21 protein-coding genes and 2 pseudogenes are annotated in these 20,685 nt (G+C 63.3%); 15 read left to right on the top strand and 8 right to left on the bottom strand.

Annotated elements, in window-relative coordinates:
- Positions 1 to 53: 53 nt before the first annotated feature.
- Entirely contained in the window at positions 54 to 1,040 is a 987-nt protein-coding gene (locus tag OKW43_RS02165) for a hypothetical protein (protein WP_429444915.1), read from the top strand.
- A gap of 14 nt (positions 1,041 to 1,054) precedes the next feature.
- Positions 1,055 to 1,414, top strand: coding sequence for a hypothetical protein (locus OKW43_RS02160; RefSeq protein ID WP_429444913.1), 360 nt, complete (start codon positions 1,055 to 1,057; stop codon positions 1,412 to 1,414).
- 30 nt (positions 1,415 to 1,444) lie between these two features.
- On the opposite strand, the gene OKW43_RS02155 is transcribed toward OKW43_RS02160, so the two are convergent.
- On the bottom strand, positions 1,445 to 2,653 hold the full coding sequence (locus OKW43_RS02155) for a sensor histidine kinase (protein ID WP_187636193.1): 1,209 nt from the start codon (positions 2,651 to 2,653) through the stop codon (positions 1,445 to 1,447).
- Positions 2,654 to 2,888: 235 nt separating this feature from the next.
- Between OKW43_RS02155 and OKW43_RS02150 the strand changes: the two genes are divergently transcribed.
- Positions 2,889 to 3,230 (top strand): response regulator, encoded by a 342-nt coding sequence (locus tag OKW43_RS02150; protein WP_429444911.1) that lies wholly within the window; start codon positions 2,889 to 2,891, stop codon positions 3,228 to 3,230.
- 36 nt (positions 3,231 to 3,266) lie between these two features.
- Here the strand turns inward: OKW43_RS02150 and OKW43_RS02145 are convergent, their stop codons facing one another.
- Positions 3,267 to 4,193, bottom strand: a complete 927-nt coding sequence (locus OKW43_RS02145; protein WP_429444909.1) for a LysR family transcriptional regulator — start codon at positions 4,191 to 4,193, stop codon at positions 3,267 to 3,269.
- 106 nt (positions 4,194 to 4,299) lie between these two features.
- Here OKW43_RS02145 and OKW43_RS02140 point away from each other — a divergent pair, with 106 nt between their 5' ends.
- The gene (locus OKW43_RS02140) at positions 4,300 to 5,175 is read left to right on the top strand and encodes an aldo/keto reductase family oxidoreductase (protein ID WP_429444907.1); all 876 of its coding nucleotides are present in this window, start codon (positions 4,300 to 4,302) and stop codon (positions 5,173 to 5,175) included.
- A gap of 27 nt (positions 5,176 to 5,202) precedes the next feature.
- On the opposite strand, the gene OKW43_RS02135 is transcribed toward OKW43_RS02140, so the two are convergent.
- On the bottom strand, positions 5,203 to 6,111 hold the full coding sequence (locus OKW43_RS02135) for a LysR family transcriptional regulator (RefSeq protein ID WP_429444905.1): 909 nt from the start codon (positions 6,109 to 6,111) through the stop codon (positions 5,203 to 5,205).
- 70 nt (positions 6,112 to 6,181) lie between these two features.
- Here OKW43_RS02135 and OKW43_RS02130 point away from each other — a divergent pair, with 70 nt between their 5' ends.
- Together OKW43_RS02130 and OKW43_RS02125 are read left to right on the top strand one after the other, a co-directional pair.
- Positions 6,182 to 7,006 (top strand): NAD(P)H-dependent oxidoreductase, encoded by an 825-nt coding sequence (locus OKW43_RS02130; protein ID WP_429444903.1) that lies wholly within the window; start codon positions 6,182 to 6,184, stop codon positions 7,004 to 7,006.
- A gap of 144 nt (positions 7,007 to 7,150) precedes the next feature.
- A complete protein-coding gene (locus OKW43_RS02125) occupies positions 7,151 to 8,005 on the top strand; it encodes an alpha/beta hydrolase (RefSeq protein WP_429444901.1) in 855 nt (284 codons plus the stop codon).
- 20 nt (positions 8,006 to 8,025) lie between these two features.
- Here the strand turns inward: OKW43_RS02125 and OKW43_RS02120 are convergent, their stop codons facing one another.
- From OKW43_RS02120 to OKW43_RS02110, 3 genes are all read right to left on the bottom strand, one after another.
- The gene (locus OKW43_RS02120; RefSeq protein ID WP_429444899.1) at positions 8,026 to 9,318 is read right to left on the bottom strand and encodes an aspartate carbamoyltransferase; all 1,293 of its coding nucleotides are present in this window, start codon (positions 9,316 to 9,318) and stop codon (positions 8,026 to 8,028) included.
- Positions 9,319 to 9,482: 164 nt separating this feature from the next.
- Positions 9,483 to 11,627, bottom strand: a complete 2,145-nt coding sequence (locus OKW43_RS02115; RefSeq protein ID WP_429444897.1) for a putative bifunctional diguanylate cyclase/phosphodiesterase — start codon at positions 11,625 to 11,627, stop codon at positions 9,483 to 9,485.
- Positions 11,628 to 11,826: 199 nt separating this feature from the next.
- Positions 11,827 to 12,243, bottom strand: a complete 417-nt coding sequence (locus tag OKW43_RS02110; RefSeq protein ID WP_187636186.1) for a rhodanese-like domain-containing protein — start codon at positions 12,241 to 12,243, stop codon at positions 11,827 to 11,829.
- 121 nt (positions 12,244 to 12,364) lie between these two features.
- Here OKW43_RS02110 and ftrA point away from each other — a divergent pair, with 121 nt between their 5' ends.
- The 3 genes from ftrA (at position 12,365) to OKW43_RS02095 (ending at position 15,903) form a co-directional block, all read left to right on the top strand.
- Complete coding sequence (gene ftrA, locus OKW43_RS02105) at positions 12,365 to 13,327, top strand: transcriptional regulator FtrA (protein WP_187636185.1); 963 nt, start codon at positions 12,365 to 12,367, stop codon at positions 13,325 to 13,327.
- 108 nt (positions 13,328 to 13,435) lie between these two features.
- Positions 13,436 to 13,858, top strand: coding sequence for a hypothetical protein (locus OKW43_RS02100; protein WP_187636184.1), 423 nt, complete (start codon positions 13,436 to 13,438; stop codon positions 13,856 to 13,858).
- 347 nt (positions 13,859 to 14,205) lie between these two features.
- Positions 14,206 to 15,903, top strand: coding sequence for a sialidase family protein (locus OKW43_RS02095; protein WP_429444894.1), 1,698 nt, complete (start codon positions 14,206 to 14,208; stop codon positions 15,901 to 15,903).
- A gap of 232 nt (positions 15,904 to 16,135) precedes the next feature.
- On the opposite strand, the pseudogene OKW43_RS02090 reads toward OKW43_RS02095, so the two are convergent.
- Positions 16,136 to 16,246, bottom strand: a pseudogene (locus tag OKW43_RS02090) (winged helix-turn-helix transcriptional regulator); the annotation flags it as partial.
- Between OKW43_RS02090 and OKW43_RS02085 the strand changes: the two are divergent.
- The 6 genes and pseudogenes from OKW43_RS02085 to OKW43_RS02060 all read left to right on the top strand — a co-directional run.
- Positions 16,246 to 16,563 (top strand): annotated as a pseudogene (locus OKW43_RS02085) (NADP oxidoreductase coenzyme); the annotation flags it as partial. The pseudogenes OKW43_RS02090 and OKW43_RS02085 overlap by 1 nt on opposite strands.
- A gap of 620 nt (positions 16,564 to 17,183) precedes the next feature.
- The gene (locus tag OKW43_RS02080) at positions 17,184 to 17,633 is read left to right on the top strand and encodes a hypothetical protein (protein ID WP_429444892.1); all 450 of its coding nucleotides are present in this window, start codon (positions 17,184 to 17,186) and stop codon (positions 17,631 to 17,633) included.
- Positions 17,630 to 18,196: a transglycosylase SLT domain-containing protein gene (locus OKW43_RS02075; protein ID WP_429444890.1), complete on the top strand. Its 567-nt coding sequence runs from the start codon at positions 17,630 to 17,632 to the stop codon at positions 18,194 to 18,196. The genes OKW43_RS02080 and OKW43_RS02075 overlap by 4 nt, the downstream gene beginning before the upstream one ends.
- Complete coding sequence (locus OKW43_RS02070; protein ID WP_187636181.1) at positions 18,193 to 18,762, top strand: hypothetical protein; 570 nt, start codon at positions 18,193 to 18,195, stop codon at positions 18,760 to 18,762. The genes OKW43_RS02075 and OKW43_RS02070 overlap by 4 nt, the downstream gene beginning before the upstream one ends.
- 512 nt (positions 18,763 to 19,274) lie before the next feature.
- On the top strand, positions 19,275 to 19,760 hold the full coding sequence (locus OKW43_RS02065; RefSeq protein ID WP_429444888.1) for a MerR family transcriptional regulator: 486 nt from the start codon (positions 19,275 to 19,277) through the stop codon (positions 19,758 to 19,760).
- The gene (locus OKW43_RS02060) at positions 19,694 to 20,101 is read left to right on the top strand and encodes a carboxymuconolactone decarboxylase family protein (RefSeq protein ID WP_429444886.1); all 408 of its coding nucleotides are present in this window, start codon (positions 19,694 to 19,696) and stop codon (positions 20,099 to 20,101) included. The genes OKW43_RS02065 and OKW43_RS02060 overlap by 67 nt, the downstream gene beginning before the upstream one ends.
- A 37-nt stretch (positions 20,102 to 20,138) precedes the next feature.
- Here OKW43_RS02060 and OKW43_RS02055 read toward each other — a convergent pair whose 3' ends face one another.
- A complete protein-coding gene (locus tag OKW43_RS02055) occupies positions 20,139 to 20,597 on the bottom strand; it encodes an MEKHLA domain-containing protein (protein ID WP_187636245.1) in 459 nt (152 codons plus the stop codon).
- Between the last annotated feature and the right edge of the window lie 88 nt (positions 20,598 to 20,685).

Genomic DNA, 20,685 nt, shown 5'->3' with positions numbered 1-20,685 from the left:
TTCGTCGCCACGCGGCAGTGACGCAAGTGGCCCGAATCCAGCAAGGACATACCGTGAAAAATCGTTCGTTCGCAGGTTCCGACAAGGTCAGCGCCCGCCTGGCGCGAGCCGCGCTGCGCAACGCGGTGCTCGGCGCGGCCGCCGCCGTGCTCGCACTCGGCAGCGCATCGGCGTTCGCGTGGTCGGGTCACGGCACCGCGTACACGTCGCGCGGCGTCTATAACGGCGCGCACTACGGCTCGTGCGGTGGCGGTAGCTGCTCGCATGCGGGCAGCGTGGCCGGCCCGTATGGCGGCTTCGCGAGCAACACCGGCACGCTCACGCGTACGGCGCCCGGCCAGTTCTCGAACTCGGGTACCGCGACGGGCCGCTACGGCAACTCGGTGCAGCACTCCGGCGACACCAGTTGCGCGGGCGGCTCCTGCTCGCATACCGGCGCGTTGAGCGGCCCCGACGGCAAAACGGCGACGACGTCCGGCGACGTGACGCGCACCGCGCCGGGCCAGTATTCGTCGTCGGGCTCGATCACGGGGTCGAACGGCAATACGGTCAATCATGCGGCGTCGACGAATTGCGCGGGGTCGACCTGCGCGCGCTCGGGCACGGTGACGGGCCCGGACAACAGCGTCTATCACTCGGGCACCGCGACGCGGGTCGCGCCCGGCGTCGTGACGACGTCGACGAGCGTGACCGGCACGCAGGGCAACACGGTGAACTCGAGCGGTACGGTGGTAACAGGCGGTGTGGTGGTTGCGGGCGGGACGACGACCGGCACGACCGTGGTCGTCGCGCCGAAGCCGATAGTGGTCGCGCCGCCGCCTCCGGTCGTCGTGCCGCCGCCGGTCGTCTACGTGCCGCCGAAGCCCGTCGTGGTGATGCCCCCGCCGGCCTACGTTTCGCCGCCGGTGGTGGTGGTGGCGCCTCCGCCTCCGCCGGCCGTCTACATCGCGCCGCGTGCTGTGTATGTCGCACCGCGGGCTGCCGTCTGGGTGCCGGGCCATTGGTTCGGGCGTGTGTGGGTGCCGGCGCATTGGGCCTGACGATGAGCGCGGCGATGCGAATCAGAACCTGCGTCGAAGCGTGGCGCTCACGTCGCGCCATGCGCTACTCGCGAGCCGCCGTGTCTGCGTGGCGCGCGCTCAGCAAAGCAGCCGCGCTGGCGACAATCGTGATGGCAACACTGCTAGGGCTAAACGCGTACCTCGAGCCCAACCGCGAGTTTCGCGCGAAGCCGGCCACCAGCGCAGCGAGCGACTGTTCCGCGCGCTACGCCGCGTTGCTCGATCTGGCCGAGCTCGCGCGGCGTGACGGCAAATCGTCGGAGGTGGTCGTGCGTGCATTGAGCGAGCAGAACGGCGTGATGAGCGAGTGCCTACCCGCGGGCCGGGGCCGGCCTGCACCGCAACTGCATTGAACGTGCAAACGGATCATGCGATGGATCGGCTCACTGAACGCGCAGCGGAAACCGGATTTCGAACGTGGTCCCCACGCCCTCGCGCGACGCAAATTCGATCTGCCCCTCGAGCACCCGGCATAGCTCCTTGACGATCGCGAGCCCGAGCCCCGTGCCCGGAATTTCCTCACCGGCCGCGCGCTCGAACTCGTCGAACACGCGCTCCGCATCGGTGGGCGCAATGCCGACGCCGGTGTCGGACACGCGAATGATCCAGTGTTCGGCGCCACGCGTCGCGAAGCGGAATTCGACCTGTCCCGACTTCGTATACTTGATCGCGTTGGACAACAGATTGAGCGAGATCTGCTTGAGCTTCAGCCGGTTCGACGTGACGACCGGCAGCGCCGCGTCGAACGAGCTGCGCAACGCGAGCCCCTTCGCGTCGATCGACGGCCGTGTCGACGCGACCAGTTCGTCGAAGAGCTCGCGCAAGTCGACGTCTTCGAGCGCGAGCGGCGCCGAGTCGCCAAGCATGACCGAGTATTCGACCATCTGGTCCACCAGTTGCTTCATGTCGGCGGCCTGGCGGTTCGCGAGCGCCAACGCGGTATCGGCTTGCGACGGCGCCCGCTCGATCAGTTGCAGCGCGATCGAAAACGCGTTGAGGAAGTTGCGCAGATCGTGCGCGACGCAGCGCGTGATCTGCATGCGCGATTCGTACAGATCGCCGACCAGCCGTTGCTTGAGCGTCAATTCGTGATTCGCGCGTTCGAGCCGCTCCGTGTATTCATCGATCGTGCGATCGCGTTCGGCGACCACTTCCTTGATCGACGCATAGGTGACCATGCTGAATGTTTCGGCGATCAGTCGCCGCGCGCGGCTCTCGTGGCGGCGCGTGCACGTGCTGTCGCGCTCGACGAATTGTTCGAGCGCTTCGGTGAGCACCTTCTGAAAGAGGTCCAGTTCACGCACCAGCTCTTCGATCCGGTAACCTTGGCGCCAGCGCACGTTGCCGTGTTTCTTCCCGTCGCGTTCGATCGACGTTTCAACGCGTCCCAGATCTTCCGCATCGAGCGCGACGCACAGCACTTCGAGAATTTCCGGCAGATGGTCCGCCAGTTGCTGATAGGTGAGCTGGTCCGGTTCGGCGAGACTGGCGTCGATGGAGACGGCCTGCATCCATTGCCGCGTCAGGCGGTCCCGCTCGCCGCGGATGAAGTCGGAGAAATTGCGCAGCGGGCCTACCCGTCTGTCGGTCATGATGGATACCGGGATGGAGTTTCTACAACGTACCTGCTCGCGAACGGTTGCGAACGCCTCGATTTGCGGGGGCGCCGCGGGCCTGTTTCGCCGCCAATCGGCCAGGCGACCCGATGCGCGCCGGCAATCCGCGTCATTATCCGCGCAATTGCCGTCTGTGGAACACGGCTTGCGAGACTCTACTCAGACTAGAAGCAAATTTCGTCCGCAAACCATGATGTGTTCGATATTGCTGGTGGACGACGAACCGGAAATTCTAGCTGCATGGCGGCTGATTCTGGAAAGCGAAGGGTATGAGGTGACTTGCGCGAGCAACGGCGCCGAAGCACTCGCTGACGTCGTCGCTCACGTTCCCGACCTGGTTGTTACAGACTGGATGATGCCGATCATGGGAGGCGCCGAGCTGTGCCGCCGATTGAAATCGATGCCTCAATCCGTCAACGTACCGATTCTGGTCCATACCGCTGTTCCGCCCTCGGACAGCGACGCGCGGTACTGCAACGCGTGTTTGCTGAAGCCGATCGGCGCGGAACTCTTTCTGACGACGATCGCGAAACTCTGCGCAGCACGATGCTGATGTGGCACGAGTCGCCGTTGCCGCCGTCGTTATACCTCAATTGCGTGTCACATCATTGCTGAGGACCCCTGCTGAGTCGGCCTTCAGGAAGTCGACGAACGCGCGCAGCGGCGCCGGCACATGACGATGGCCCGGATAGTACAGAAAAGGCCCTGAAAAGCGCTGCCACCACGGTTCGAGAATCGCTTCGAGCGCGCCGCTGTCCAGATGCGGGCGCAGCATGTCTTCGAACAGATGAATGATGCCGAGGCCCGCGAGCGCGCCGCTGACCGCGAGGTCGATCGCGGCGCCTGGCCGCACCAGCAGCGGTCCGGTCGGATTCATTTGCACCAGTTCGCCATCGCGCTCGAAGTACCACGTCGGCATCGCGCCGCTCGCGAATTGTCCGCGCAGGCACGCATGCGCGAGCAGTTCGCCGGGATGCCCGGGGCGGCCGTGCGCGTCCAGATACGCGGGTGACGCGGCGGTCGCGAAGCGCTGCACGCGCGCGCCGATCGGCACCGCGATCATGTCCTGCTCGAGGCGTTCGTCGTAGCGAATGCCCGCATCGCAGCCGATCGCCAGCACATCGACGAAACCATCCTCGACCACCACTTCGACGCGAATATCCGGGTACGTCTTCAGAAAGCGCGCGAGCACGTCGGGCAGCACGATGCGCGCGACGCTCGACGGCACGTTGAGCCTCAGCGTGCCAGTCGGCTTGTCGCGAAAGCCGTTCAGCACGTCGAGCGCCGCTTCCATTTCGCCGAACAGCGGCGTCAGCTTCTCGATCAGACGCAGCCCGGCTTCGGTCGGCGCGACGCTGCGCGTGGTGCGGTTCAGCAGGCGCAGCCCGAGCTTCGTTTCGAGGCGCCGCACCGCGACGCTCAGACTCGACGCGGACACGCCGCTGCCGCGCGCCGCGTCGCGAAAGCCGCCGGCGCGGGCGACCGAGACGAAGGCGGCCAGATCGTTCAGTTCCATCGGATTGATTGTGCAGAATTTTGAACAACCCGTACACGTTAGACCGGTTTATTCAACAACGCAATTCCAGCGATACTGTCGCTCACCACTTCACAAGGAAATCGTCATGCCGAACTCCAGTTCCATCGACACTTTCGCGCTAGCCGGCCGCCCGGTGCGGCGCATGGGTTATGGCGCGATGCAACTGGCCGGCCCCGGCGTGTTCGGGCCGCCGAAAGACCGCGGCGCGGCGCTCGCGGTGCTGCGCGAAGCGGTCGCGTCGGGTGTCGACCACATCGATACCAGCGATTTTTACGGGCCGCACGTGACCAACCAGGTGATCCGCGAGGCGCTGCACCCGTATCCGAGCGATCTGACGATCGTCACGAAGGTGGGCGCGGTGCGCGACAGCGCCGGCGCGTGGCTGCCGGCGCAGGAGCCCGCCGACCTCGAGCGCGCGGTGCACGACAATCTGCGCAATCTCGGGCTGGACGCACTCGACGTCGTCAACATGCGCGTGATGGGCAATGTGCACGAGCCGAGCGAGGGTTCGATCGAAAAGCAGATCACGGCGCTCGCCGAGCTGCAACAGCGCGGGCTCGTGCGTCATGTCGGCCTGAGCAACGTGACAGCCGCTCAGATTGCCGAGGCGCAGCGCATCACGAAGGTCGTGTGCGTGCAGAACCACTACAACCTCGTGCATCGCGACGACGATGCGTTGATCGATGCGCTCGCGGAGCAGGGCATTGCCTACGTGCCGTTTTTCCCGTTGGGTGGCTTCACGCCGATTCAATCGACGGAACTGTCGGCGCTTGCGCACGATCTCGGCGCGACGCCGATGCAGGTCGCGCTCGCGTGGCTGTTGCATCGGGCACCGAACATTCTGCTGATTCCGGGCACGTCTTCGGTTGGCCATCTGCGCGAAAACCTGCAGGCGGCGCAGTTGAAGCTGAGCGACGAGGTGCTCGATCAACTGGATGCGATCGGCGCTGAAAACGGCTGAGGTTCGGCTTGGACATCGCGGCGTGGCTCAAATCGATGCCGCAATGAACTCCCGCAGCCATTGATGTGCGGGATCACGATGCACGCGCTCATGCCATAGCATTGCCATCTCGTAGCCCGGCACCTCGACGGGCGGCTCGACCATCCGCAGCGCGTGCGAGCCGCGCACGAGGCGCGCGGGCAGCATTCCCACGAGGTCCGTGCTCGCGAGCACCGATTGCATGAACAGAAAGTGCGGCACCGACAGCACGACCTTGCGCGCGAGCCCCACCTTCGCGAGCGTCTCGTCGGTGACGCCGAAAAAGCCGCCGCCATCGGGCGACACGATCACGTGTTCGAGCTTGCAGAACTGCGCGAGGGTGGGCCGGCGCTTCAGCTTCGGATGACCGGCGCGGCCGACCAGCGCATAGCGCTCGGCAAACAGCACGCGACGGCGCAAGCCTTCGGGCGCGCCTTCGCTCGTATGAAAGCCAATATCGATGTCGCCCTGTTCGGCCTGGCGCGCGAGCCGCGGCGGCGCCGCCTCGACGATGGCCAGACGCGTGCCGGGCGCCGCCGCGCGCAGGCCGGCGAGCATCGGCAGGATGATCGTCGACTCCGCGTAGTCGGTTGCGGCGATCCGCCAGGTTTGCGTTGCCGCGGCTGGGTCGAACGGGCTCGTTGGCGCGACCGCACGCTGCAGCGCGTCGAGCGCTTCGCGCAACGGCTCGCGCAATGCCTGCGCTTTCGCGGTGGGCCGCATGCCGCGCGGTCCGGGCAACAGCAGCGGATCGCCGAACACGTCACGCAGTTTCGCCAGATGCACGCTGACCGACGGCTGAGAGAAGTTCAGCCGTTCGGCGGCGCGGGTCACGTTGTGCTCTTCGAGCAGCACGTCGAGCGTGACCAGCAGGTTGAGGTCGAGCCTTCTGAGATTAACCATGGCAATACCTGACATATTGGGAATTCATTTCCAATATACCTCGACGATGCCTATCGTGACTGTTTTCAGCCACGAAGGTCCCACCATGAACGTTCTGATCATCTACGCGCATCCCGAACCGAAATCGTTGAACGGTTCGCTGAAGGACTTCGCGGTCCGGCATCTCGAACGCGCCGGCCATACGGTGCAGGTGTCCGATCTGTACGCAATGAACTGGAAAGCGTCGCTCGATGCAAACGATACCAGCGAGCGTCACGGCGCCGAGCGCTTCTTTCCGTCGCTGGAATCGAAGCATGCGTTCGAGAACGGCTTGCAGAGCGAGGACATCGCGCGCGAGCAGCACAAGCTGAAGTGGGCCGATGCGGTGATTCTGCAGTTTCCGCTGTGGTGGTTCTCGATGCCGGCGATCATGAAGGGCTGGGTCGAGCGCGTCTATGCGTACGGTCTTGCGTATGGCGTCGGCGAACATTCCGATGCGCGCTGGGGCGAGCGTTATGGCGAAGGCCGTTTCGCGGGCAAACGCGCGATGCTGGTCGTCACGACGGGCGGCTGGGAGTCGCACTACAGCGCGCGGGGCATCAACGGTCCGATCGACGACGTGCTATTCCCGATCCAGCACGGCGTGCTGTATTACCCAGGCTTCGATGTATTGCCGCCGTTCGTCGTCTATCGCACCAGCTGCGTCGACGAGGCGAAGTATGCCGAGGTTAGCGAGGCGCTAGGGCGACGGCTCGACGCTCTGTGGACGACCGCTCCGATCCCGTTCCGGTCACAGAATGGCGGCGCGTATGCGATTCCGGCGCTCACATTGCGGGACGACCTCGCGCCGGGGCGGGTTGGATTTGCCGCGCACGTCGACGATGCGGGCGCAGAGACAGCAACTGAAGCCGACGAAGCGGCTGAAGCCTGACTGGATCGGATGTTCGCTGAAATTTGGTTGTAAGTCGCCATTGCTACAGTCGTCGACGGACATAGGCCGAGGCATGCCGGGGCGCTCTTCTTCGGATGCCTGACGAACGTAAGCAGCCGCAAGCAAGCGCAAGGGCGACCCACCATGAATCCAGTCCGTACGTTCTGGCTCATTCTGATGCTGATCGCATCGCCGGCGTGGGCGTTCCAGTCGCGCGTCGTCACGATTCCGAGCGCGGCGATGCATCGGACGTTCGACGCAACAGTCGTGCTGCCCGATCAATACGCGCGTGGCAACCAGGCTGCGCGCTTTCCGGTCGTCTACGTGCTGCACGGCTCGGGCGGCAATTACACCGACTGGACCGCGAATTCGCATATCGGCAAGCTCGCCGACCGCTATCAGGTGATCCTCGTGATGCCCGACGGCGGCCGCGACAGCTGGTACATCGATAGCCCCGTCGATCCGCGCAGCCGCTACGAGACCTACGTGGGCACCGAAGTGGTGGCCTATATCGACAGCCATTTCCGCACGATCGCGACGAAGCGGGCGCGCGCTATCACGGGCTTGAGCATGGGCGGCTTCGGCGCGCTACGCATTGCGCTCGACCGGCCCGACGCTTTCGGCGCGGCGGGCAGCATCAGCGGCGCGGTGGACCCGCGCGGCAGCGATGACGAGCCCGGCATCGAGCGTGTGTTCGGCGACCCGATGCAACATGCGAACTTCTGGAACAGCAAAGCGATCGTCGCGAGTGCGGAGGGTTTCGGCCGTGACCATATCGCGCTGACGATCGATTGCGGCGTGAACGACTCGCTCGTACAGTCGAACCGGCTGCTGCACGAGCGGCTCGTCGAACTCGGCGTGCCGCACGATTACGCCGAGCGGTCCGGTGGACATACATGGAAATACTGGTCGAACGCGGTCAAATATCAGGTGCTGTTCTTTGCCGGCAGGTTCAGGCAGGCGGCGCGCGAAATGCGTGACGCGCGCGCCGCGGCCTGATTGGCGAAGCGCTGTCCGCTTCAATCGATGCCGTGAAATCCCGCGTCGTCCGGGCCGAGGTAGACCGGCGGGCGCCACGCGGCATCGCGCATCGAATGCTGGACCTGTTTGTCGACACCGAGCAGCACCGCGAAGATCGCCATCCGCACCGGGATGCCGTTGTCCGTTTGCCGGAAAATCGCGAGTCGCGAGTCGTGATTGAGGTCGGTGCTCAGATCGTTCGCGCCGGGGCGGCTGTCGCGCGGCAGCGGGTGCATGATCAGCGTGTCGGCGCCGCACCTGCTATCGACGAGCGCCTGGTTGATCTGGAAATCGGGCGTGTAGCCCTCGAACGATTCGTCGCTGAAGCGCTCCTTCTGGATGCGCGTCGCGTACACCACGTCGGCGCCGCGCAGACCGCTGGGCAGGTCGTGCGTCTGTTCGATCACATGACCGTTGCGCGAAATCTGCTCGATGATGTAGCCCGGCATTTCGAGCATCGGCGGCGAAATCAGCGTGAACTTGATGCCACGATACAGCGCCAGCAGCTTCACCAGCGAATGCACGGTACGTCCGTACTTGAGGTCGCCGACCAGCGCGATGTGCGCGCCGTCGACGATCTTGCCGAGCCGCGAAAATTCACGCTGAATCGTGTAGAGATCGAGCAGCGCCTGGCTCGGATGCTCGCCGGGACCATCGCCGCCATTGATCACCGGCACGTTGGTCGCGCGCGCGAATTCGGCCACCGAGCCTTGCTCCGGGTGGCGGATCACCAGCGCGTCGACATAGCCGCTCATCACACGGCTCGTGTCGTAGATAGATTCTCCCTTCGCCATCGACGAAAACGTGAAGCCGGTCGTGTCGCACACCGAGCCGCCGAGCCGGCAGAACGCCGCGCCAAAGCTCACACGGGTACGCGTGCTCGCCTCGAAGAACAGATTGCCGAGCACCGCGCCTTCGAGCACGCGCGAGATTTTGCGGCGCCGCGCGATCGGCTGCATGATGTCGGCGACGCGAAACAGGGCCTCGACCGCGTCGCGCGAAAACTGATCGACCGACAGCAGTTGCGGTTTGCCTTCGAACAGCATCTGGCTCGCGAGCGATTGCGAGTCTACGCTTTGCGTATATCTTTCACCGGGTTCGGTGTTCGCAACGATCTCCGACACGAAGCGCTCGACGATTTCCGGCATCGCCCGCGATTCCTGCGAGTCGTCCGGCAGCAGCCACGTATCCAGCGCCCGGCGCGACACGCCGATGCGGTTCGCGAACGTGTCGCGCGTCATGTTCAGGCGACGCATCGCATCGCGTAGGAAGGCTTGTTGCGGAACGCTCATCAGGGCACCTGTCGCAAATTTTGGGGGCGGGGGAGTGAGGCAGCAAAACGTGGTGATATACGCGGTGCGTATATTAGTTTCCCGCACGTAGAAGTCAAGCTATTTTGTCGGCGGCCTGGTTCGCCAAGCGTCGAAGGCTCGAAGCGCAGGCGGACGAAAGCCGATCAGATCAGATCGGCCCCGCCAGCGTCGGCGTATGGGTATGCGCGCATGGGCAAACGGTCCGGGCCGCGCTTCGCCGACGCGGCCATCATTCGCCCTCTGAGCATTTCGCCGAAGTCGTCAGCGCTGATCGGCTTGCCGAGCAGGAAGCCCTGCATTTCGTCGCACATCATCGAGCGCAGCTTGTCGAGCTGCGATTGCGTTTCGACGCCCTCGGCGACCACGTCCATTTCGAGCGAGTGCGCCAGCGCGATGATCGCCGACACGATCGCGCTGCCCGCGGCGCCGTTCGCGTCGAGACCGTGGGTGAAGAAGCGGTCGATCTTCAACTGCTTCGCCCGGAAGCGCTGCAGATACGCGAGGCTCGAATAACCGGTGCCGAAGTCGTCGATCGAGATGTCGAAGCCGCTCTGCTGAAACGCGCGGATCACTTCGACGGTGCGCGCGGCGTCCTGCATCGCGACGGTCTCGGTGATCTCGAACATGATCTGCTCGCACGCGACGCCCTCGGTCCTGACGATGTCGAGTATCGTCTCGACGAGCTCCGGCTGCAGCAGCTGACGCGGTGACAGGTTGATCGCCACCTTCATCGTCGGCAGGCCCTGTTCGATCCAGCCGCGAATGCGCCGGCAGGTTTCGCGCACGACCCAGTAGCCGATCTGGACGATCTGCCCGGAGCGCTCGGCGACCGGGATGAATTCGAGCGGCGTCAGCGCGCCCAGTTCGGGATCGTGCAGACGGATCAGCGCCTCGGCGCCCGCGAGCACCTCGCCGCCGCCATGAAACTTCGGCTGAAACAGCAGCGAGAAACGATCGTTCGCGAAGGCTTCGTGCAGCACCTGCTGGATCTTCAACGTGCGCGTGGCGGCCTCGTTCATCGTGCGCTCGAAGAAGCGGTAGGTGCCGCGGCCCGCGCGCTTCGCCTCGTACATCGCGGCGTCCGCGTGCTTGAGCAGCGTCTCGACGCTGTCGCCATCACGCGGATAGAGCGCAATGCCGATGCTCGGCATCACCTGCAGCGGTTGCGCGTCGCTCCACGTGCCCTGGCGCATCCGCTCGAGCACGCCGTCGGCGAGCGCGGCCGCGTCGTCGGCGGACGTAAGGTCCTCCGCGAGCACGACGAACTCGTCGCCGCCGAGCCGCGCGACGGTGTCGCTCGAACGCACGCATTGCTGCAGGCGTTGCGCGAATGCGGACAGCACCGCATCGCCGGCGGAGTGGCCGAGCGAATCGTTGATCGTCTTGAAGCCGTCGAGATCCATGAACAGCACCGCGAACGTCGTGCGCTGGCGGCGCGCGCCGCTAATCGCGCGTTCGATCCGCTCGGTCAGCGTCGCGCGGTTCGGCAGGCCGGTCAGCGCGTCGAGCGTCGCGAGTCGCACGATCTGGCCGTTCAGCCTCGATACCGCGCCGAGCAGGAAGGTGGTGCGCACGTCGAAGCGCGACAGCATCAGCGTGACGATCAGGACCGCGAACGTGAGCAGGATCACCGCGGTGGCGAGCCATTGCGCGTCCATCTCGTTGGCCGCGCCGCAGATCGCGCCGGGCGCGAAGTCGGCGGCGGCCATGGCCGTGTAGTGCATGCCGCTGATCGCAACGCCCATCACCAGCGCCGCGGCGAGACGTTTGCGTGCGACATGGCGCACGTCTTCGTTGCTGAGCGCGCGCGCCATCCACAGCGCGGCGCTCGACGCGCCGATCGCGATCGCGATCGAGGCCGCGAACCGTGCCGGCTGATAGTGGATCGCGGGCGCCATTTGCAGGGCCGCCATCCCGGTGTAATGCATGCCGGCGATACCGAGCCCCATCACCACGCCGCCCATCAGCAGCCGGCCCGGCGTCAGGCGCTGCCGGGTCGTCATCGAAAGCGCCAGATACGAAGCGCCGATCGCGAGGGCCAGCGAGCAGGCGGTCGTCGCGAGGTCATAGCCGAGCGGGATAGGCAGCGAGAACGCGAGCATCGCGACGAAGTGCATCGACCAGATGCCGACGCCGAGCGCGAACGCGCCGCCGAGCCGCCATGCATGCCGCCGGCGCGCCGAGCCGAGCAGGAAGATGCGGCCCGTCAGGTCGAGCGCGGTGTACGACGCGAGGGTCGCAACCGCGAACGAAATCGCGACGAGCCAGAAATTATATGAACTCTGCATATTGGGTCCGCCGGGAGGAGTCCGGCTGAACATCTTATCGGCACTCTTCGAACTTTTGTTTAACTTATTTGCGATTTGCGAACAGGGGGCAAAACGGGCGCGCGGACGGCGGCGGATGCCGCGCTGGAACGCGTGTCGGATTGCGAGCCACGCTATGCATCGGAGCACGGCTCGGACGGCGGATCGGCGTCCCGGCGGCTCAGCGGCTCAGCGGGAACCCCTCGTCGAGCCAGCCGGTGACGCCGCCCGCCATCAGCTTGACGGGCCGCCCAAGCTGGGCGAGCCGCAGTGCGCCGCGCGCCGCGCCGTTGCAGTGCGGGCCCGCGCAGTAGGTGACGAACAACGTGTCCAGCGCATAGGCCGCGAGCTTCGACGCGACGATTTTGCCGTGCGGCAGATTCAGCGCGCCCGGCACGTGGCCTTGCGCGAATAGCGCGGGACTGCGCACATCGAGCAGTACGAAGCCGGGTGCGCCGCTCGCGAGGGCGGCGTGCACGTCGGCGCAATCGGTTTCGAAGCGCAGCGACGCGTGGAAGTGCGCGAGCGCGGCGGCGCTGTCGGCGGCGGGGATCGCGGTGACGGCGTTCGGGACGGCGGTGAGGTGGTCGTCAGTCATGTCAAGGAAGGGTCGAGTTGATCGGATGGTCTGGCGCGCGCGTTTCAGGCACGGTCGATTGTGGCGGGTGGCGGGTCGCCGGATAAGTGGCGTGATCGTCAATCTTCGGTAACATCGCGCCATGCACAATCATCTCGTCGTCGCGCTGGCCTACGACCGGCTCTGCACCTTCGAATTCGGCTGCGTGACCGAACTGTTCGCGCTCGAGCGGCCCGAGCTCGGCGTGCCCTGGTATCGCTTCGCGGTCTGCGCGGGCGAACCTGGTCCGATCCGCGCGGCGGGCGGCATCACGCTGGCCGCGCCCTACACGCTGACGCTGCTCGCGAGCGCCGACACGATCGTGATTCCGGGTTGGCGCGATGCCGACGAAGTGCCGCCTGCCGTGCTGCTGCGCAAGCTTCGCGCGGCCTATGAGCGCGGCGCGCGGCTCTGCTCGATCTGCTCGGGCGTGTTCGTCCTCGCGGCGGCCGGCGTGCTCGACGGCAAGACCGTGACGACCCACTGGCGTTACGCGGACAAGTTGCAGCAGCGCTACCCGCAGCTGCGCGTGCAGCCCGATGCGCTGTATGTCGATGAAGGGCAGGTGATCACGTCGGCGGGATCGGCGGCCGGGCTCGACATGCTGCTGCATCTGGTGCGGCGCGATCATGGCAGCGCGGTCGCGAATCGCGTCGCGCAACGGCTGGTGGTGCCGCCGCATCGCGAGGGTGGTCAGGCGCAGTTCGTGCCGCGCCCGATACCGCGCGACGAAAGCGGACGTATCGCGAAGCTGATGGACTGGGTGCGCAGCCATGCGGCCGAGCCGCATACGCTGCACTCGCTCGCCGGGCGCGCGGCGATGAGCCCGCGCACGCTGCAACGGCAGTTCCGCGACGCGACCGGCATGGCGCCTTATGAATGGCTCGTCAGGGAGCGCGTCGCGATTGCGCGTGAATTGCTCGAAGCCGCGACACCGCTGCCGATGGCGCGCGTCGCCGAGCTGGCGGGGTTCGGGTCCGAGGAGTCGTTGCGGCGGCATTTTCGCCGGATCACGTTGACGAGTCCGGGCACGTATCGGCGCAGGTTCGGTGGGGCGGGATGCTAGTCGCGGCCTGCCCGCGACGCTTATCATGCAGGCGCATATGCATGCATCGTCGTCATCGCCGCAGTCCGTCAGCGTTCCCAGACCCTCAGCAAAAGAAAAACGCGCGTCATGCCAAACGTTCTGAATCATGCCGAGCTCGTGTTCCTCGTGTCGTTCGCATTGATGTGGCTGGCGGCGCGCATCGGCGCGACGATGTTGCGGCGCTTCAGAAAAATTGCCGACGATGCCCACGACGACTTCAGCGTGATCCAGGCCGCGACGCTGACGCTGCTCGCGCTGATCATCGGCTTTACGTTCTCGATGGCGGTCGGCCGCTACGACCTTCGCGACCATTACGAAGAAGAGGAGGCGAGCGCCATCAGTACCGCCTACGTGCGCGCCGATCTGCTGCCGGCCGCCGATGCGGCCGCGGTCCGCGCCCTGCTCGTCAACTATCTCGACGTCGCCGATATCGACAGCCCGCGTGGCGGCATGATCCATGTGCGCCCGTCCAATCTGAAGGCGCTGGTGAGTTCGCTGCATCCGGGTTGAGCCCGCATCGAATTCGCGGCACGCGTTTCTGCGCGGCATCTGTCATCTGTCCTATCAGCGTCTGCCGCGCGCGAAAGTGGTGCTCGGCGAAGCGGGATCCCGGATGGCCGCAGGTCAGGAAGCGCATACATGCTTCGATCGTCCTTCTGCAAACCCCATACCACGTCAATAGCGATGAGGATGGCGTGTCACGAATTGGCATACATGACGAATTTTCCAGACAAATCGGGCGGCAGCATCCTAGTGTGTTGCCATAGGTGGCTTCGGACGTGCATCGATACAACTCTCGAAGGGCGGTAGCAAAAACAAGTCGTTTTCAGATGGGTGCCGGTGACGGAAAACCGGCAATGCGCAAGCGTATTACCCTTTTCGCGAGGCACAACATGACATCGATTTTCAGACGGCTATCCCGTTCTGCTTCCTGCGGCTTTGCAGGTGGCAGCGTCATCGCGCTCACGTGCGCGATCGTCCCAGGCGCCGAGGCGCAAGTGGTCGGCCCGCTCGTCACGGTGGCCGCGGGCGATCCATTCAGCGGATGCACTGCGGACCAGATTAATGCACAGGAGTCCGCATTCGGGAGCGTCCTGTTTCCGGCCACGTCGATCGAGCCATGGCTGGCGGCCGATCCGACCAACCCGTCCCGCCTTCTCGTCGGCCATCAGCAGGACCGCTGGGACGACGGTGGCTCACGCGGACTCGTCGGCGTCGTCTCCAACGATGCGGGCAGCACGTGGACCAATACGATCCCATCCGGCGTTACCGATTGCACCGGCGGCAAATTCCGTCGCGCCTCCGATCCGTGGGTAGACTTCGCAAAAGACGGCACCGCGTTCTTCTTCTCGTTGGTGTTCGACCCGATGAAGCCGACGACTCCGTTTGGGGCGCGCAATAGCGGGTTGCTGGTCAGCCGCTCAGTCGACCACGGCGCGACTTGGCAGGCTCCCGTGGCGCTGATCCGCACCACCTCGCCGCACGCGCTCAATGACAAGAACTCGCTCACCGCCGATCCGACGGCGAACGGTTACGTCTATGCGGTGTGGGATCAACTGAGCGTTTTCCCGCCAAGCCAGGCCGGCGATCAGTTGCTCGCGGGAAACGACGGTGTCGAAATCGCGCGTCAATTGCGCAACCGTGCAGCGGGTGGTGCTCCGGTCTCCAAGTTCAATTTCACCGGCCCGAGCTTCTTCTCGCGATCCATCGACAACGGCGTGACCTGGAGCACGGCCGCCCCGATCTATCAACCGGGCACGAACGCACAGACGATCGACAACATCGTACGGGTGTTGCCTGATGGGACCCTGCGTGATTTCTTCACTGCAATCAATGTCACAACGTCGGGTCTCAGCATCGGCTATATCAAGTCCACAGATAAGGGCGCGAGTTGGAGCACACCGACGTTCGTCAACGATATTCAGGTTCGCGCAGCGGGAGTGGTCACGCCGGACACCGGCCAGCCGGTGCGCGATGCCGCCATTCTTTACAGTATCGCTGTGAACCCGGTCACGGGGGCAATCTATCTCGCGTGGGAGGACAATCGCTTTTCGACAGCCACCTGCACCACTCCCGGTGCCGGGTCAATCGCGATCACCGGGATTGTCTTCAGCGAATCGGATGACGGTGGGGTCACCTGGTCGACGCCGGTGATGATCAACAAGACGCCGGCGAATGCCGCCAACCCGTGCCGTCAGCAGGCCTTCATCCCCGCAGTGGTTGCCTCGGGCGACGGCAAGACCGTGGTGGTGACCTACTACGACTTTCGCAACGACACGAACACGTCTGCCGGCGGCGAGGGCACGGACAATTTCGCGCTGTTCTGCCCGACCTCGTCTTCGTCCGCGTGCACGAGCCCCGCTAATTGGGGCAACGAGCGGCGACTGACCACGGCCTCGTTCAATATACTTAACGCTCCTGTGGCGCGTGGCCATTTCCTCGGCGATTACATGGGGCTGACCGCCAGCGGGCCCAAAACCATCTACCCGGTATTCGGCACAGCCACAGCTCCCAACGTGACGGCCGAATTCACCCGTCAGATCACATTGCCGTAAGCGCAAGCGGTGGCGACTTGAGGAGGTCGCCGCCTGGTTCCTGCAATGGCTCGCGTTTGTCCGCTGAGCCCGACCGGTGACAAGCCGCAATCTTCGTCATTCGCCCGTACTGCTCCGACTGGCTGTGAGTGAAGGCAGATCACCGGTAACGGGCTACGCACTTTCTAAGCCGTGACTGCTGCGCTTTTTCGACTGCGGGGGTCGTCCGTCTCAGCGGGTTTTCAGCATCCTGCTAGGGCAAAGTGTCGCGCTTGGCGAAGATGCTTGTCATTTCCGCCATGTTCTCGGTTCCCCATGTGCACAGCGGGACGATCGCGTCGGCCAGGCTGCGACCGAGCGGGGTCCAGTGCCTACGGCGTGTCCCCTATGGAACTGGGAGGACAGCCTTCTTCCAAGGTCGTCGCGCAGGCCTTCACTGGTGGAAGACTGGTTAGGGGCTTCAACCATTTGGTCGCTGCCGTCCTTGACCAGGATCCGGCCGTACATGGTGGCAGGAGAGTCGTGTTCCTGGCGAGCGACGATGACGGCACCGCAGCGGAGATTGGTGCGCTTGCGGAAAATCTCGGTTTCTCGCCGATCAAACTTCGCGGGCTTTCTGAGCAGGCGCGCGGAAATAGCTGGGGTCAACTGATCTTTAAGGACTTGGTCAAGTTCGACTAATGAATCGTGATCGTAATTTTCGATGCGATCCTGCCTCGTGGACAAAGGGCAGCCACAGTTTGATTGAAGCGAGGGCGACGCCGGCAGTAAGCCGCGCTCCGATCATCTGGCGTGCGCTCGGCGTGCGCTCGCTTATGGGTCTGCTTGACGCCCTCCAGCTCGGGGAGGCGTTGTGCTTGCCGTTCCTGCACGCGGGCCTGTTCCCGCACTCGCGGATGCGTAGCTGACACCGCGTTTCGCTTGACTTAGAGTGCACTCTACAGGTCAGGTGGCCGCAGCCACTGACGAAACAGCGACTACGTACGAAGCTCCGGCTATGGACCGGTTACTGCCCCGAAGAGGGCGGCGGCCGGATCCAACTCCGCACGAGTATTCAGGGCTTTCGACGGCGGACGCTGAATCGCTCAAATAATGCCCTGGCACTTTTCACCACAGCGGGCCAACAACCAGCCATACAACTGTGAAAAAGAGGCTCATCGGAAAGTTCCGCTTGAACATGGCATGCTCGGAATCATTGCGAATATTTGTCAAAACCTTTTAATCTCAAATTAAACCTGTTGACCGTGGCTTATTTAGATGGTTAATTTGCCGGTGCGTTCTGGAAAATCGAAAGAGGTCAAATGGAACAACAGAAACAGGATGAAACCGGCGGCGAGGAAGAATGCATGCTTTGCCGTATCACCTATTCAGTCTACTCAAACTTCCCGCTAATGCCATCCGCAATGGTGCTGAACGCCGAAACCGGCGAATGGTTTCCGTTCGATAGGCTGAAGTCGTATTCAAACGGTTACGCCATGGCTGAAGCCCTGAGTTACGCATGGGCGTGCGATTGTCGCGGGCGCTCACTGAAACGTTTCGACCAGCATTTCCGGTTAACTGACCAATACACCGGAACGCCTTTGCAGGGCATTCCGTATCGAATCGTCAGCGAAGATGGAAGTAGTGCAGAACACAGAACGGACGCACAGGGCCGAACCGTTAAGATATCAGGTGCACAATCCGAATCCGTGACGCTCCACGTTTTCGAAGAACACGTCCCGATTAATCCAGAGTGGGACAAATATCTATGACCACGACGCACAAGGTAATCAAGAAGCACAAGGCGAAACTTACTCCGAAATCGGATACCACACCGGTAACGGTGCAGATTGACGATTCGGCACGCCTACGCGAGATTCGGCAGTTGGTGCGGGCGAACAACAAATCGACTCTCGATGACAATCTGGTAATTTGCCAAATCTACATGGAATCGCGCTTTGACTCTAGCGCTTCGCCGGCCGGTAGCACTGCAAAAGGCTTGATGCAGATGACGAAAGGCGCAGTGCAACAGGTCTATAAATATAGGGCACAAAAGACGTTGGGCCATATGCCAAGCGACGCGCAAACGCACCAACTGTTCGCGGAAGCTGCCGCGGTACATGCTTCCTCTCAACTTACCGACGATGCAACAAATATCGGATTAGGAACAGAGTACATGCAATACTGGCTAGACAAGGCGCATTCAGTTGATGCAGCGTATAGACTCTATCGCGGCCTGTCTAACGGCGTCTACTATAAGAAAATCAAGGGGTGCGCGGACCGCCTGACCGCCGATCCTGATTCAATGCGGTCCCTTCGAGATATGGTGAAATGAGAATAGCCGCCTTTATTGCGATCCTGTGTATTGGCTACGTCGCCGATTCGCAATCCGCTATCGGTATGGAAATGGTCACGCGTTGCGAACTCGGGAGCGATCAAAGTCATACGCTCGCATTGCTGCGCGATCATCCCATAGATGGCACGGCGGTTTTCTATCTTAGCAAGGACAGCACCGCGCCAGTGCGCCTTTATGCGGGGGACGAGGATCAATCGCGGGGCGATGGAATACAGGTGGCATGTATCGGTTCAAAGGAGCGCGTATTCGTGATATCCGGCGACTTCACATCGAACTATCTCCAAGGCGTTGCGATCCGCTACAACACGAAATCGGGGCGATGGGAGCGTGTCGATTTCGCCGAGCGCGAACGCCCCGCCGCCATCTACCTTGATCCAAAAGGGCTAGTCGTACTGATACCCAATAGCGGGCGGAACGAGTCTCCTGAGCGCTACATTATTTACCGATACGACGCTGGTGCCGGACGAGCGAAGCAAGCCTATTCGGATCATCTTCCGCATTCTAGGGTGGTGCCAATTCCCGCCCCCAAAAACCGACCGGAGTGACAACAACAAACACGTTTTCAGTGAGACTAGCACTGAAAGAAGACCATACGTCGACGGGTGGAAGTTCATGCTTCGCGATGCGAGGCGGTTCCCAATTCCATGTTCCGAGCCATTCGCCGTTCGTTGATCGTTCAATCGCCCCGCTTCGGCGGGGCTATGCAAAGCGAAGTCACGCGACGAACCGGCACCATCACGACTGAGCATAGGCGACGTCGCCGAAGAACTCGATGCCGGTAAGCATAGAGCCGTTTGGCCCGGTTCAGCTTGCTTCAACATCGTGCAGCGGCGGCAGTGGTGGCCTGTCCGCGACGCCCGACCGGTGACAAGCCGCAATCTTGGTCATTCGCCCGTACCGCCCCGACTGGCGGTGAGTGATGGGCAGATTACCGGTAACGGGCGACGCAGTTTCTTCGCCGCGACTGCTGCGCTTTTTCCCGCGCTCGCGCATGGCCAGCTGACACCGCGTTTCGCTTGACTTAGAGTGCACTCTAAGTCCTAACCTCGAGTCCGTCATGTCGAAATCGCTAACGATCGGTCAGGTGGCCGCAGCCACTGGTGTTTCCGCGCATACCTTGCGTTACTACGAGCAAGCGGGCTTGCTGCGAGCAGTCGGGCGAACCGATGCCGGACACCGGCTGTATTCGCCAGCCGATCTGGACTGGCTGCAATTCGTTATGCGCCTGAAGTCGACGGGAATGCCGATAGCCTCGATAAAGGTCTTCTCTGAGCTGCGCGCCCAAGGCGACTCTACGTACGATACGCGTCGCGAGATGCTCGCTGAGCATCGAGACACGGTCCTGGTGCATATCGCTGAGCTGCAGGCGAATCTTGCTGCAATCGTGGACAAGATCGTCTGGTACGAGACCGCCACAAGGAACGCAGCGCGACATGACGACAGTTTCCAACCACATCAACAGGAAGAGGACCCGTCATGGATACCGGATTCAATACAACGCACGCAAACCAGGACCGCTACGCGCAGGGGTGGCAAAAGCTGAGGGAGATCGACGGTGAAGTCGGCGAGAAGGTAGTCGCAGCGCTGGCGCCTATCGCTCCAGACTTCGGCCGCCTGTTGATCGAATTTGGCTTCGGTGACATCTATAGTCGGCCGCAACTCGATCTGCGCGCCCGCGAGATAGCGACGATCGCGGCCCTGGCTGCGCTCGGCAATGCTCAACCGCAATTGAAGGTCCATATCGAGGCGGCACTGAACGTCGGCTGCACGCGCGACGAGATCGTTGAGGTGTTCATGCAGATGGCACTTTATGCGGGCTTTCCGGCAGCACTGAATGCATTGTTCGCCGCACACGAAGTGTTTGCCGCGAAAAGCGGGGAGTAGCACGGGAACGCGCGGCGACGTGCGCCCGGCGTAGCGATCAGATGTCGCGCGTCCGCGGGATGACAACGGCCTGGCCGTGCAATTTGCCGTCCGCGTCGAGAAGTTGCCACAGTGTGGCTTCCTCGATGATGAAGCGCTGGCCTGACTTGGTGACACGCACGCCCTTGTAGCCCGCCTCGTAGCCCAGCCGCTGCACGCGTGCCAGGAATTGCTGCCGCTCCTCGCGATTCGGGGCCTCGGCGGAAAGTCGGGACGGCAGTCGGGTGATTTCATCCCAGCTGTATCCGAAGCGGCGCTGCGCGGCCATGTTGCCGTAAATAAAGAGCGGGTCGGGATCGGTGTTGTGCGCGAGTACCGCGAACGGGGCACGCTCATAGAGCCATTCGGTAGCTTCGTCCACGGGCATGGCCTGCGGCACCAGGGGGCGACCAAGCAGTTTGGCGAAGCTGTCGGCAAGGAGCTGATAGAAAGCGGGATCGCGGTGCAGTGGAATCATCTGAGACATCTAGATGGAGATCGTGGACCCGTGCAAGGGCAAAGGCGCTCACGATACAGCATCTGCAAGCGAAAGTTTCGTGGCCTTC

Origin of the sequence: Paraburkholderia sp. WC7.3g (assembly GCF_050436345.1) — a bacterium.
Lineage (GTDB): Bacteria > Pseudomonadota > Gammaproteobacteria > Burkholderiales > Burkholderiaceae > Paraburkholderia > Paraburkholderia podalyriae.
The sequence above is the reverse complement of the archived record's forward strand: the minus strand, read 5'-3'. Positions and strand labels throughout refer to the sequence as shown.

Coding starts and splice junctions, on each gene's coding strand:
- OKW43_RS02160 (WP_429444913.1), top strand. CDS start 1,055: ATGCGAATCAGAACCTGCGTCGAAGCGTGGCGCTCACGTCGCGCCATG.
- OKW43_RS02155 (WP_187636193.1), bottom strand. CDS start 2,653: ATGACCGACAGACGGGTAGGCCCGCTGCGCAATTTCTCCGACTTCATC.
- OKW43_RS02145 (WP_429444909.1), bottom strand. CDS start 4,193: ATGGAACTGAACGATCTGGCCGCCTTCGTCTCGGTCGCCCGCGCCGGC.
- OKW43_RS02140 (WP_429444907.1), top strand. CDS start 4,300: ATGCCGAACTCCAGTTCCATCGACACTTTCGCGCTAGCCGGCCGCCCG.
- OKW43_RS02135 (WP_429444905.1), bottom strand. CDS start 6,111: ATGTCAGGTATTGCCATGGTTAATCTCAGAAGGCTCGACCTCAACCTG.
- OKW43_RS02130 (WP_429444903.1), top strand. CDS start 6,182: ATGAACGTTCTGATCATCTACGCGCATCCCGAACCGAAATCGTTGAAC.
- OKW43_RS02125 (WP_429444901.1), top strand. CDS start 7,151: ATGAATCCAGTCCGTACGTTCTGGCTCATTCTGATGCTGATCGCATCG.
- OKW43_RS02120 (WP_429444899.1), bottom strand. CDS start 9,318: ATGAGCGTTCCGCAACAAGCCTTCCTACGCGATGCGATGCGTCGCCTG.
- OKW43_RS02115 (WP_429444897.1), bottom strand. CDS start 11,627: ATGCAGAGTTCATATAATTTCTGGCTCGTCGCGATTTCGTTCGCGGTT.
- OKW43_RS02110 (WP_187636186.1), bottom strand. CDS start 12,243: ATGACTGACGACCACCTCACCGCCGTCCCGAACGCCGTCACCGCGATC.
- ftrA (WP_187636185.1), top strand. CDS start 12,365: ATGCACAATCATCTCGTCGTCGCGCTGGCCTACGACCGGCTCTGCACC.
- OKW43_RS02100 (WP_187636184.1), top strand. CDS start 13,436: ATGCCAAACGTTCTGAATCATGCCGAGCTCGTGTTCCTCGTGTCGTTC.
- OKW43_RS02095 (WP_429444894.1), top strand. CDS start 14,206: ATGCGCAAGCGTATTACCCTTTTCGCGAGGCACAACATGACATCGATT.
- OKW43_RS02080 (WP_429444892.1), top strand. CDS start 17,184: ATGGAACAACAGAAACAGGATGAAACCGGCGGCGAGGAAGAATGCATG.
- OKW43_RS02075 (WP_429444890.1), top strand. CDS start 17,630: ATGACCACGACGCACAAGGTAATCAAGAAGCACAAGGCGAAACTTACT.
- OKW43_RS02070 (WP_187636181.1), top strand. CDS start 18,193: ATGAGAATAGCCGCCTTTATTGCGATCCTGTGTATTGGCTACGTCGCC.
- OKW43_RS02065 (WP_429444888.1), top strand. CDS start 19,275: ATGTCGAAATCGCTAACGATCGGTCAGGTGGCCGCAGCCACTGGTGTT.
- OKW43_RS02060 (WP_429444886.1), top strand. CDS start 19,694: ATGGATACCGGATTCAATACAACGCACGCAAACCAGGACCGCTACGCG.
- OKW43_RS02055 (WP_187636245.1), bottom strand. CDS start 20,597: ATGATTCCACTGCACCGCGATCCCGCTTTCTATCAGCTCCTTGCCGAC.